At 50.8% G+C, this 12,498-nt stretch carries 11 protein-coding genes; all 11 read left to right on the top strand.

Features of this window, described 5'->3' with window-relative positions; all coding sequences use genetic code 11:
- Positions 1-14: 14 nt before the first annotated feature.
- The 11 genes from JNUCC32_RS12020 (at position 15) to JNUCC32_RS11970 (ending at position 12,324) form a co-directional block, all read left to right on the top strand.
- Positions 15-851: a carbohydrate ABC transporter permease gene (locus tag JNUCC32_RS12020; protein ID WP_036672869.1), complete on the top strand. Its 837-nt coding sequence runs from the start codon at positions 15-17 to the stop codon at positions 849-851.
- A 150-nt stretch (positions 852-1,001) separates the two neighbouring features.
- Positions 1,002-2,384, top strand: a complete 1,383-nt coding sequence (locus JNUCC32_RS12015; protein WP_192572187.1) for an ABC transporter substrate-binding protein — start codon at positions 1,002-1,004, stop codon at positions 2,382-2,384.
- Positions 2,385-2,497: 113 nt separating this feature from the next.
- A complete protein-coding gene (locus tag JNUCC32_RS12010) occupies positions 2,498-3,751 on the top strand; it encodes an alpha-L-fucosidase (RefSeq protein WP_192572186.1) in 1,254 nt (417 codons plus the stop codon).
- A 35-nt stretch (positions 3,752-3,786) separates the two neighbouring features.
- Entirely contained in the window at positions 3,787-5,646 is a 1,860-nt protein-coding gene (locus JNUCC32_RS12005) for a glycoside hydrolase family 35 protein (RefSeq protein ID WP_192572185.1), read from the top strand.
- Positions 5,647-5,898: 252 nt separating this feature from the next.
- Positions 5,899-7,374: a spore germination protein gene (locus JNUCC32_RS12000; RefSeq protein ID WP_192572184.1), complete on the top strand. Its 1,476-nt coding sequence runs from the start codon at positions 5,899-5,901 to the stop codon at positions 7,372-7,374.
- A gap of 62 nt (positions 7,375-7,436) precedes the next feature.
- On the top strand, positions 7,437-8,645 hold the full coding sequence (locus tag JNUCC32_RS11995) for a Ger(x)C family spore germination protein (protein WP_192572183.1): 1,209 nt from the start codon (positions 7,437-7,439) through the stop codon (positions 8,643-8,645).
- Positions 8,642-8,863 (top strand): hypothetical protein, encoded by a 222-nt coding sequence (locus JNUCC32_RS11990; protein ID WP_192572182.1) that lies wholly within the window; start codon positions 8,642-8,644, stop codon positions 8,861-8,863. Before JNUCC32_RS11995 ends, JNUCC32_RS11990 begins: the two co-directional genes overlap by 4 nt.
- Before the next feature lie 21 nt (positions 8,864-8,884).
- On the top strand, positions 8,885-9,979 hold the full coding sequence (locus JNUCC32_RS11985) for a GerAB/ArcD/ProY family transporter (RefSeq protein ID WP_192572181.1): 1,095 nt from the start codon (positions 8,885-8,887) through the stop codon (positions 9,977-9,979).
- A 146-nt stretch (positions 9,980-10,125) separates the two neighbouring features.
- Positions 10,126-10,905, top strand: a complete 780-nt coding sequence (locus JNUCC32_RS11980; protein WP_192572180.1) for a MerR family transcriptional regulator — start codon at positions 10,126-10,128, stop codon at positions 10,903-10,905.
- A complete protein-coding gene (locus JNUCC32_RS11975; RefSeq protein WP_192572179.1) occupies positions 10,902-11,558 on the top strand; it encodes a GAP family protein in 657 nt (218 codons plus the stop codon). Before JNUCC32_RS11980 ends, JNUCC32_RS11975 begins: the two co-directional genes overlap by 4 nt.
- Positions 11,559-11,742: 184 nt before the next feature.
- Positions 11,743-12,324 (top strand): biliverdin-producing heme oxygenase, encoded by a 582-nt coding sequence (locus tag JNUCC32_RS11970; protein WP_192572178.1) that lies wholly within the window; start codon positions 11,743-11,745, stop codon positions 12,322-12,324.
- The last annotated feature ends 174 nt before the right edge of the window (positions 12,325-12,498 follow it).

Genomic DNA, 12,498 nt, shown 5'->3' with positions numbered 1-12,498 from the left:
GGAGAGGAATGTACATGCAGCTGCTTCGAAAAAACGCGTCCAAAGTGGTAGTCACCTTTATCATGGGGGCATTGTCCATTGTGTTTCTCGTTCCGCTCATCTGGATGATTTCCGCGGCTTTTAAATATGAGAAGGATGTTATGCGATTCCCGATTCAATGGATACCGGAAAAGGTGAATCTGGCGTACAATTTCAAGATGGTCTGGATGGGAAGAGTTCCCTTCTATGATTTCTATTTCAATTCTTTTAAAATAGCGATTATTACGACCCTAATCACGCTGATTATCTCATCCATGGCAGGTTATGCGCTGACGAAGATACGATTCAAGGGACGGAATCTTGTTTTTATGGCCTTGCTCTCGTTCATGATCATTCCGGATCAGGCGACGCTCATTCCGCGGTTTCTGCTCATTCGCTGGTTTGGACTCTACAATACGCATGAGGCCATCATCTTCATGAGCATGTTCTCGATTTACTTTACGTTCCTGCTGCGCCAATTTATGAACGGGATCAGCGATGAATACTTGGAAGCGGCGAGAATTGACGGAGCGGGTCATCTGCGGACATTTGCTTCCATTATGGTTCCGCTGTGCAAGCCTGTGCTGGCTACGGTGGCGATTATTAAATTCATATGGACCTGGAACGATTACCAGAATCCGCTCATCTTCTTGCTGGACAAGGACTTATACACGATTCCGCTGGGGATGACGCTGTTCCGTGATGACTACACCAACAACTATGCCATTATGATGATGGCGTCAGTCTCGGCAATCATTCCGCTGGTCATTGTGTTCATCGCATTGCAAAAGCAGGTTATAAACGGCATTGCTTTGGGCGGGGTAAAAGGTTGATAAGAAGTCTAAAGTCAAAATTCAGAAGTTCGGAAAGTCAAAAATGTAATCCTAGAACCTCAAAATTGTGCACTTGATCGGCCATGCTGGTGCCTATAATGAACATGAAAACAGCACCACAACTAATTTATCTGTGCAGGGGGAAGTAAGATGAAGAAAAAAAGCAAACACAGATTATCCGTCATTCTTAGCACGATCCTGGCGAGCACCCTGGTATTAAGCGGCTGCGGGAAATCCGAGTCGGAAACGAGTGCCGGCGGGAACGGTGGAAGCGGTCAGACGGACAAGCAGGTTACCGTCAAGTATTACAACTGGGATAATGAAGCTCAACAGGCGGGTACGGACGCCATGCTCCAGGAATTTATGGATCAGAATCCGAATATCAAGGTCGAGCATGTGGTTCTGGTTCCCGGCGATTCCGTGGAAATGTTGAAAAAGTTGGATTTCCTGATCTCATCCGGTGAAGCGATCGATGTTATTCAGTTCCCAAGCTTGGGCGGAGTTCTCGAACGGGCCTCACGTGGAGCCCTTGCTCCCCTGAACGAGTTCTATGAGCAGGAAAGTCTCGTTCCGGAAGACGAATACTTTGTCAATGCCAAGCTAGAGGACAAGTATTATGGCATGCAGTACACCAAGAGCACAAACTATGTGATGCTCAACAAGGATGCCCTGGATGAAGCGGGACTTGAGGTTCCGAAATTCGGCTGGACGTGGGATGATTACCGCGACTATTCCAAAAAGCTGACCAAGGGCGAAGGCGTTGACAAGCGTTACGGTTCTTACTTCCATACATGGGAGCTTTATATGAACGCTCCGGCGCAAACCATGATGAAGGATCCGTTCGTATATGAGGACGGAACGACCATTCTGGCAGATCCGACCTACAAATACTTCTTCCAGCTCCGCAAAGATATGGAGGAGACGGATAAGTCGGCCAAACCTTACAGTGACGTGCTTGCCGCGAAGCTGAACTACCGTACTGAATTTTTCAATGAAGAAGCTGCTATGATTCTTACAGGTAACTTTACGGTAGCGGATCCGGGCAATACCGAGCAATATCCGCATGATTTCAAAACAGCTTTCGCTCCTGTACCTGTGCCTCCTGCGGGATCGGAACCTAAAGAGTATGAAGGAAAATACTTCACCAGCGGCAATATGCTGGCGCTGGGTGCCAATTCCACCAACAAGGAAGCATCCTTCAAGCTTATGAGATTCATGACAACAGCCGATTCGGACAGCAGACTCGAGTTCTCTGGCTACAAGAAAGCGAATAACGAAGAATTGTTGACAAAGCTGGTTGCCGGTAAAGAGGATAAGTACGATATGGAGTCGTTGAAATATACGCTGTTTAGCGATGAAATCCAGTATCTGGATGCAGCCAAAGTCATGATGACGGATACATCGGAATTGACCAAGATCATTAATGACGGCTTTGCGAAATTCATGCTCAGCAACGAGCCGATTGATGAGGTTCAACAATGGATGGTCGATGAAGCCACCAAAATCATTAACGAAAAAGGCGTTGTCAAGTAACAGGGCAATGCACGAGGTATGAGAATCCTGGTAGGAAACGGGTTTCGGGGGGCCATTTAACGGGCTTCCCCAAAGCCCTTTTTTTACGACTGGTGAGAGTTGGAGGGGAAGTTATGTCCACATCAAGAAAGCTTAAGGACCAGCTTGTTGTTCCTTCGCTGGAGCAGCTAGCTTGGCAGGACCTGGAGCTCGGGATGTTCTGTCATTTCGGTATCAATACGTTCTGCAACCAGGAATGGGGGGAAGGCAAGGATGCTCCGTCTTTGTTTAATCCGGACCGACTGGATGCCAAACAGTGGGTCCGATCCGCGAAGGAAGCCGGATTCCGTTATTTCATATTGACGGCCAAGCACCATGACGGCTTTTGCCTGTGGCCGACAGCGACGACGGACTACTCCGTAGCCTCGAGTCCGTGGAGGGAAGGTCAGGGCGATGTCGTTAAAGAATGCGCGGATGCATGCCGGGAAGAGGGCATCGGCTTCGGTATTTATGTATCCCCTTGGGACAGGCACGAGTCGAGTTATGGCGACCCGCAACAGTATGATGACTTTTACTGCAGACAATTGGAAGAATTGTTATCAGGCTATGGCCCGTTAGTGGAAATTTGGTTTGACGGCGCGGGGTCGGAAGGCCGCGAATATGACTGGCCTCGAATCATGGAACTGGTCAAACGATATCAGCCCCGTGCCATGGTCTTTAACATGGGGGCTCCCACGATTCGTTGGGTCGGCAATGAGGATGGGGTGGCGCCGTATCCTTGCTGGAACACGGCCGATTCATCGCGGGGCAGCATGTTCAGTGAGGAATCGTTGAAATGGCTGCCCGAGACGCCGGGCTGGGTGCCCGCGGAATGCGATGTTCCGATTCGAAAAGACCGCTGGTTCTGGCATCCGGACGAAGAACACTTGCTGTTGTCCGTGGATCAGTTAATGGATATCTACTATCGATCGGTTGGACATGGGGCAACCCTGCTGCTCAATGTCGCTCCGGACCATAGAGGGCTGTTTCCGGAAGCCGATGTAAAACGGCTTCAGGCATTTGGCAGAGAGATTGAGCGTCGGTTTGGTCATGCCCTGGCTGAAAGCTCGGGATCGGGCGAGGTCGTTGAATTGTCTCTTCCTAGCGCATGCGTGATCGATCATGTCGTTGTTATGGAGGACATTGCTCACGGGGAACGGGTAAGTCAATATGTGCTGGAGGCCTTCATCGATGGAGAGTGGCTTGAGCTTACACGCGGCAGCGCGATCGGACACAAGAAGATAGATGCCTTCGCTCCGGTATCTGCCTTGAAGGTGCGTTTACGGGTACTGAAATCGGCGGCAAGCCCGAGAATCAAAAACATCGCGGTTTATTATTGCGGGCAATAAGCCTTGGATTTTTACATGAGGTGGAGGGAAGCTGAATGGGAATGCTGACATGGGAGAACGGACAATACTTGTTGGACGGACAGCCGTACCGGATCATATCGGGAGCGATTCACTATTTTCGTGTCGTCCCTGAATATTGGGAGGACAGGCTATTAAAATTAAAGGCCTGCGGCTTTAATACCGTTGAAACTTATATCGCATGGAATGTGCACGAACCCCAGGAGGGGGAATATAACTTTAGCGGTATGGCGGACGTCGCATCGTTTATCGAATTGGCCGGGAAACTGGGCCTGCACGTCATCGTCAGACCCAGCCCGTTCATCTGTGCGGAATGGGAATTTGGTGGGTTGCCGGGCTGGCTGCTTGGTTATGGAGAGATGCGGCTTCGCTGCAGCGACCCGCTCTATTTGAGCAAGGTGGATCATTATTACGATGAGCTGATCCCCCAATTGGTTCCGCTGCTATCCACGCACGGGGGGCCGATTCTGGCTGTTCAGGTTGAAAATGAATACGGCAGTTACGGCAACGATCACGCTTATCTGGAGTATTTGCGCGAAGGACTGGTGCGGCGCGGCGTCGATGTGCTTCTCTTTACTTCCGACGGGCCAACCGACGAAATGCTGCTCGGCGGGACGCTTAGCGATGTGCACGCAACTGTGAATTTTGGTTCCCGGGTTGAAGAATCCTTCCGCAAATACCGGGAATATCGTACGGAAGAGCCGCTGATGGTGATGGAGTTTTGGAACGGCTGGTTTGATCACTGGATGGAGGACCATCACGTGCGGGATGCCGCGGATGTCGCCGGCGTACTGGATGAAATGCTGGAGAAGGGCTCCTCGATGAATATGTACATGTTCCATGGGGGAACCAATTTCGGCTTTTACAGTGGAGCGAATCACATCCAGGCCTATGAGCCTACGACGACAAGCTACGATTATGATGCCCCTTTGACGGAATGGGGGGATAAAACGGAGAAATACGAGGCGGTCCGGAGGGTGCTCAGCAAGCATGGGTTTGCGCCGGGTTGTGCCTTCCCCGAGCCCGTTCCAAAAGCAGCCTACGGTAAGGTTGCGCTGTCTGAAACGGCCGGGCTGTTTACGGAATCCAATCTCCAGCATTTATCAGAGCCGATAAAAAGCGTATGCATTCAGCCGATGGAAAAATGCGGACAGTCCTATGGTTTTATCATGTACAGCACATTTATCCAGGGACCGCGGCACGGACAGCAGCTGCATATTCAGGAGGTTCGTGATCGCGCCCAGGTATTCCTGGACGGTCGTCCGCTTGGGGTCGTCGAACGCTGGAATTCAAGGCCGCTGGATATTACCGTACCCGCAGACGGAGCGAGGCTGGATATTCTCGTCGAGAATATGGGCCGGATCAATTATGGGCCGCTGATTCGCGATCCCAAGGGAATCACGGAAGGCGTGAGAATCGATAACCAGTTCTTGTACGACTGGACGATCCGGACCCTGCCGCTCGAGCCGGAGAAACTGTCATCGCTCTCGTATACGCCGGTTACGCAGGAAGGGCAGGCGCGGCAAGAAGAACCGTCCCTTCCGGAGTGGGGCGACGCGGGTCTGCCAGGGTTTTACCGTGGATGCTTCGAGGTGGAGGAGATCGCAGATACGTTTCTTCGCTTTGATGGCTGGACGAAGGGCGTCGCCTGGATCAATGGCTTTAATCTCGGCCGGTACTGGAAGGCGGGACCGCAGAAGGCACTATATATTCCCGGACCTTTACTGCGCAAAGGGGAAAACGAGCTGGTTCTTTTTGAACTGCACGGCAGTCCCGAATGCTGCGAAGCAGAACTGTCAGATCAACCGGACCTTGGACAGACCGCGGCAGTGGACGAAGCTGTGCTTAATTTCGTTCAGGACGGAGAAGACAAGTAGCTCACAGCGACAGGATAATTTTCAGTTCATCGTGTTAAAAAAGCGCGGCCAGAGAGAATCTCTGGCCGCGCTTTTTTGTTAGATGTGCCCTGGAAGAGGAGGCCAATGTCAGAAATGTATACCTCGTTTATGTCAAAATGCTTAAAAAGCATAATATATCCAACTCCGGGAACAGTAGAGGAAAAGATAACTGAAGGTAACTTGAATTCCTTGTAGGGAAAGCTGGCCGTGTAGGCACGAGGAGTCGTTTCCATGATGATGAAGAATTTAACGCCGGGCGAAGCCCCGCAAGAAAATTTGCCGGCATCCCTGACGCTATTTATTGACGATATGAAGAACCGCTTCGGACAAAGCGGAGACATTATTTACCGCGAGCTTCAACTAGGCGCCATACCCTCGGTCATGGTCTATATTGAGGGGATGGGAGATCCCCGATATCTAATCGAAGCGATTCATGCCGATATGCCGCTGTTCATGAATCTCCCCGACCAGCGTCCGGAAGAACGCATGAAAATGCTGCAGGAACTGACGATCACGATGGGAAAAGTAGGAGAAGCCCGGACCTTTCAAGAGGTTGAAAAGAAATTGCTCTCCGGCAATACGATCATTTTCATGGATGGAACCGCCACCTCCCTGTATGTGGGAACGGAAACGCTGAAACAGCGTGGAGTGGAGGAAGCCAGCTCGCAATCCGTGGTAAGAGGTCCGAGGGAAGGCTTTACCGAGTCGCTTCGAGAGAATACGGCTTTGGTCCGGCGGAGAATTCAAAGCCCTAAACTGCGCTTGGAAGAGAGAACGGTGGGCGAGCACACAAATACGCAGCTGGCCGTGATGTACATGGAAGGATTATGCGATGTCGATGTACTGAACGAGCTGCGCAGAAGACTGGATGGAATCAAGCTGGACAGCGTCCTGGAGAGCAATTATATCGAGGAGATGATTCAGGATCATCGCTACAGCCCTTTTCCTACGGTATATAATTCAGAACGGCCCGACGTCATTGCGTCTGCCATTTTGGAAGGGCGCATTGCTATTTTCTTAGAAGGAACGCCCTTTGTTCTGGTGGTTCCCGCCCTGTTCGTCCAGCTGTTTCAATCGAGCGAGGATTATTACCAGCGGTGGGATTTTGCCAGCTTGGTTCGACTGCTTCGATACTTATGCTTCGGAATAGCTCTCCTTACTCCCTCCCTGTATATTGCGATTACCACGTTCCACCAGGAAATGCTGCCGACCAACCTGTTGACCAGCTTAATCGGACAGCGGGAAGGGGTTCCCTTCCCTGCATTCATCGAAGCGCTGATCATGGAGATTACGTTCGAGATTCTGCGCGAGGCGGGCATTCGGCTGCCTAAATCGATCGGCCAATCCGTCTCCATCGTTGGTACGCTGGTCATCGGGCAAGCCGCCGTGGAAGCGGGTCTCGTATCGGCCGCGATGGTGATCGTTGTGTCCATGACGGCGATTGCGAATTTTGCCCTGCCGGCTTTCAATATCGGAATCTCGGTTCGGATCTTGCGATTCGGGCTCATGGGAATCGCTGCGTCATTCGGATTGTACGGGATGATCATCGGCATGATCATCATCGGCCTCCACCTATGCAGCCTCCAGTCCATGGGGGTTCCGTATATGACCTCATTCGCCCCCATAAGATGGCGGAGCCAGAAGGATGCCTTGTTGCGATTGTCCCGCCACAGCATGAAAAAATACTTGACCAAATCCAAGACATAAGCCGTCAAATAACGAGGACTTGCTTTCGAAGTCTCTATTTCATACAGAGGGGACTGGTTATCGTGTTGGAAAGAAAAATACTTTCAGTCCTGCTCATATTATGCTTGACCTTCACCCCTGGATGCTGGAGCAGAAAAGAACTGAATGAGCTGGCCGTCGTCATGGCGCTTGGCATCGACACCCATGAGAATGGGTATGCCATTTCTGCTCAGGTGCTTAACTCCGCCGAGGCCGGCTCCAAAAAAGGCGGATCGATGGGCAGTCTTCCGGCCGTAACCTATAAGTCCGTCGGCAAAACCATACCCGACGCCCTGCAGCGCATGTTGAGCATGGCCCCCCGGATGCCGTATCTGTCCCACGTTCGCGTGTTGGTATTCGGTGAAGATCTGGCCAGGTCAGGGGTCAGCGATGTCCTCGATTATATCTCCCGGAATCATCAGCTTCGAACGGACTTCTTTATGCTCGTCGCCAAGAATGGAAAAGCTGCGGAGATTCTGGAGGTCGTTACGCCATTCGAATATGTTCCGGCGAATTCGCTCTATTCCTCCATTCTGATCTCGGAAAAAAAATGGGCGGCGACGGGGAAAGTCACTTTGCAGCAGTTCGTGACGGAGCTAAAGCGCAGCGGGTCAGACCCGGTATTATCCGGAGTCCAATTAAGCGGCAGTTTAGCTGAAGGCCAGTCCATGGAGAACGTGAAGCAAATCAATCCTTCCACGCTTCTTCAGCACACGGGGCTCGGCGTGTTCAAGGGGGACCGGTTGGTCGGATGGCTGGGGGAACCTCCCAGCAAGGCCGTCAATTATGTCCTGAATAGAGTCGACACCACGACGGGATTCATTGCATGTCCGGACGATGGTATTGTCGGATTCGCCGTGAACCGGGCGGACACAACGCTGGACGTTAAGCTCAATGCGGATGGAACCCCCGCTTTTTCCGCCGAATTGGAGATCGAGGCCGACGTGAATGCCGTTCAATGCGCGATTGCTATCAGTCAACCTGCCGTCATCGACGAATTGGAGAAGGACATCGAGGATAAATATAATGCTAATATTCGGAAGCACATCGGGCTGGTCCAGCAGCGTTATGGAGCCGACGTTTTTGGATTCGGCGAGGTTCTGCACCGAAAATATCCGGACGTTTGGAAAAAATACCGGGATCATTGGGGCGAAAGCTTTAAAACGATGAGTATCCGGGTGGACACCGATGTAGCGATCCGCCGGGTCGGATCCATCATACAACCCTTAAACCAAAAGGTGGATGAGCCGTGAATTGGCATTGGTTATTCATATTCTTTCTAGCCGTCGTCTTCGTTACGGAAACCCGTCATCTTCTGAAGCTGCGCTCCATCCGGGACATCATCGTATTCTATGCGGTATGGGGAGTAACCTTGCTGGCTTTGATCGGAGATATGATGGAGGTGCCTTATTTAAGGCCGCTGGACTGGATCGGCGCCTTGGTGCAGCCCCTGAGCGGATTGATCTCATAATGAGGAAGGGTTTGGTAATACGTGATCAAATACAAGGATATCGCACCGCGGCAATTTTATATACTGGCATTCGGTTTGACCATCGGTACCTCGATCCTGGTTACGCCTTCCGGATTAGCGCATACCGCCCGGGAAGATGCGTGGATGGCCTCTCTCTTCAGTTTGCTCATTAACCTCCTCATGGTCGTGCTGTATATAGCCATTGCGCGTCTCTATCCCGGCCAATCGATCTTCGAGATCCACGAAAAGGTGCTGGGAAAGCTGCTGGGCAAACTCTTCTCGCTGATCTATTTGTTTTATTTTTTGATTCTTACAGGTACTTTGCTTGGCAACCTGGGCTTTTTTCTGAGCAGTGAAATGATGCCGGAGACCCCGATCGAGGCCATTCAAATCTTGTTCTTAATAGCGGCCGTCATGTGCGCCAGAATGGGCATCATTCTGTTGGCCCGCGTCGGTGAATTGATGTTTCCGTGGATCGTATTTCTGTTTATGGTTCTTGTCCTCTCGCTTATGCCCCAGATCGATTGGAACCATATCAAGCCGATGCTGGAGGAAGGCTGGATGCCCGTGGCTAAGGCCGGTTTCCATTCTTCCATGTTCCAGGAGCTGATTGTGTTAATGGTATTCCTGCCCTTGGTCAAAGGAGAGAAGGAAGGGGAGAGGGCATTGATGCGGGGAGCCGCTTCAGGCGGGCTCGTCCTTAGCATTACCGTCCTGCTCAGCGTGCTAATTTTGGGGATTGAACAGACGGAGAACAGCACGTTTCCGGCATATGCACTTGCGAAGACGATTAATTTAGGAAACTTCTTTCAACGTGTCGAAGGCATATTGATTACGCTGTGGATCCTGACTTTTTTTATCAAGATTTCTCTCCTGTATCTTTCGATTCTTCAAGGCATGAAAACCGTGTTCGGTCTGAAGGACCAGAATTCGTTAATCTATCCGTTGTCCGTGCTGTTTGTCATCGTGGCCTGGAATACATACATCAACACCGTTTATGTCGCCGATATCATTCAGAACGTATGGTCAAGCTATGCGCTCCTCCACTTGATCGTGATTCCCATCGTCCTCTATCTGATCGGGATAACGCGAACGAAAATCCTCAGCTTGAAATGAAACCAGCATGGTATGGAAAAAGCCCGAAAGCCGGGGCTTTTTTTGTTTTTTATCTGCATGGACTTGATTTTTTTTGAAAATGACTTGAAAGTGACGTTGCGTCATCTTGTATAGTGGAGTTACCGGAGAACTCAAGAAAGCAGGTGATGAAATCGATTCCCATTCAAGAATTGTCCAAACAGACGGGCATTACGGTAAGAACGCTACGCTATTATGATCAGATCGGCCTGCTGATTCCGGCAGCCAAGACTCCGGGTAAACACCGGATATACAGCGAGGAGGAGCTAAAGAAGCTGCAGCAAATTCAGTTTCTGAAAAAGCTGGGCTTCAGCTTGCAGGAAATTTCGGATATGATTTCGAACCCGGAATGGAACTGGTCATCCAGTTTGATGAATCAGTTGGACTTCGTGAAGAATGAACAAAACAAGCTGAACCAAATGGAATCCGCGCTCCGCGCCGTCCTGCATAGCATCGCCGTGGAAGGGGATACAAGCTGGGATGTGATTCAGAAGCTGATCCATCTCTCAGGAAGAGACCCCTCATTAAAGCATGCGTTCCGACAACAAATGTTTGAGAGGCGCGAAGAAGAGCTGCTGGACCTTCTCCCGAATATGAACAGCACAGATCCGGATTCGCTTGAATGGATCGCTCTGCTGGGACAGCTTAAAAAGCGCATGGGGAACGGACCCGGTTCTCCTGAAGTACAGAGGATCATCAGACGCATGGACGAAAAACGCCGGGAGCATTTTGAAGGCGAAGACCCCTTCGTGGATAAATTGTGGGAGATCCGCAAATCTCCTGCGCAGTCCGAGCAGATGGGCTTGTATCCCATTGAGGAAGAGCTTCTTCAGTTTATGGAGCTGGCATTTAACATCTATGCTGCAGGACTGGAAGAAACACTAGACGAAGAGGGGGAGACATCATGACAACGGAACTGCTGCTCTCCGTAGGTGCGTTGTCGCTCTTGGATACCTTGAGCCCTGCCACGCTCGGCGTAACGGTCTATTTGCTGTTGACGGAGCGAGATCGGTTGATCACCCGATTATGGGTCTATTTGTTTACGGTGGCAGGCTTTTATTTCCTGGTTGGTGCCGCACTGATGCTCGGTTTGGATGTTGTTCTTCAGAGCGTAACAGGCATCTTTCAGAATCGAACGGTAAGCTGGGTTATGGCTGTTACCGGCGGCGTTTTGTTTGCAGCCAGTTTTTTTGTCCCAACGAAAAGGACGACGGAACCGCGGCGTCCAAGCTCCAAAAGCCTCGGGGCGATGATCGGGCTGGGCTTCACCACGTCCCTGCTGGAGGTGGCAACGGCACTGCCCTATTTTGCGGCGATCGGTCTCATGACATCGGCCCAACTAACGCCGGTTCAATGGGTACCCCTCCTGGCTGCGTATAATGTGATCATGGTGCTTCCTCCGCTCCTATTGCTCGGTGCACACCTTGCATTTGGCCGCATGATGCAGCTTCCGCTGGAGAAGCTGCGGCTGAAAATCGCCCAGAACTCCGGATCGGTGATTTCGTGGGTTTTGTGCATTGCGGGACTGATTTTGGTGCTGAACAGCATAGACAACCTATAATGATCGCCTCTCGTTTTTTCGTTCCCGGCTTCCGAAACCGAGGAGCCTGCTATGTATTCATATGAATCTCGTTATGATATATTTATCGCAGGGTTCATCGACCGTCAGACACCTCGGTATAAGGTTTGCTGAAGATGTGCTTTGATACAGCAACACAGCTCCAAACATGATAGGGGGTTATCCATTGAGCACACGGATTTTAGAACGGTTAAGAGAAGAGACGGCAGCGCAGCATGAACAAATCGAACAGAATCCATACGCGAAAGCTGCATTCGACCAGACCCTGACGATTGATCAATATCGATCGTATTTAGCGAAGTTTTACGGATTCATTAAACCGGCCGAAACGAAGTTTATGGCAGAGGATGCCGTGAACGATATGGGATTGGATATGTCGATTCGGATGAAGTCGAAACATTTGGGAGAAGATTTGATGCATCTGGATATGACTCGGGATGAAATAAATCAGCTTCCGCTGTGCAGCCGGCTGCCCGAGCTGGGCACGCCTGCGCAAATATGGGGGTATCTCTATGTGATGGAGGGGTCCACGCTCGGTGGCCAAATCATCACGAAACAACTGATGAAGTTCTTGCCCGTGAGTCCAGAGTCGGGCATTCGCTATTTCCACGCATACGGTCAAGAGACCAAGCCAAGATGGACCGAATTCCGGGAAGCGCTGCTGTCGAGCGGCTTGAAGGATTCCGATGAAATCATCGATTCGGCGAAGGAAACGTTCCGTTTGCTGGATGCTTGGATCCGAGATTAGGCATAGATATCACAGTCATCTTATTTCAAATAATAGAATCGCATGGAAGACCGTGATGAGAAACCGCGTAATAACGCGGTTTTTTGTGTTGGTTCTTTTCAGATCATTCATATGACAAGGCACGATCGGCAAGAAGGAAGGAGAGCCTTCATTCATCATCTCAGCTCTCTCGCT

The sequence above is a fragment of the Paenibacillus sp. JNUCC32 genome (assembly GCF_014863545.1).
GTDB lineage: Bacteria > Bacillota > Bacilli > Paenibacillales > Paenibacillaceae > Paenibacillus_AQ > Paenibacillus_AQ lautus_A.
Note: the sequence above shows the minus strand (reverse complement) of the source record. Positions and strands in the feature narration are given on the sequence as shown.

What these genes read in the sequence shown, in the direction of transcription:
- JNUCC32_RS12020 (WP_036672869.1), top strand. Translation starts at nt 15, where the DNA reads ATGCAGCTGCTTCGAAAAAACGCGTCCAAAGTGGTAGTCACCTTTATC.
- JNUCC32_RS12015 (WP_192572187.1), top strand. Translation starts at nt 1,002, where the DNA reads ATGAAGAAAAAAAGCAAACACAGATTATCCGTCATTCTTAGCACGATC.
- JNUCC32_RS12010 (WP_192572186.1), top strand. Translation starts at nt 2,498, where the DNA reads ATGTCCACATCAAGAAAGCTTAAGGACCAGCTTGTTGTTCCTTCGCTG.
- JNUCC32_RS12005 (WP_192572185.1), top strand. Translation starts at nt 3,787, where the DNA reads ATGGGAATGCTGACATGGGAGAACGGACAATACTTGTTGGACGGACAG.
- JNUCC32_RS12000 (WP_192572184.1), top strand. Translation starts at nt 5,899, where the DNA reads ATGATGATGAAGAATTTAACGCCGGGCGAAGCCCCGCAAGAAAATTTG.
- JNUCC32_RS11980 (WP_192572180.1), top strand. Translation starts at nt 10,126, where the DNA reads ATGAAATCGATTCCCATTCAAGAATTGTCCAAACAGACGGGCATTACG.
- JNUCC32_RS11975 (WP_192572179.1), top strand. Translation starts at nt 10,902, where the DNA reads ATGACAACGGAACTGCTGCTCTCCGTAGGTGCGTTGTCGCTCTTGGAT.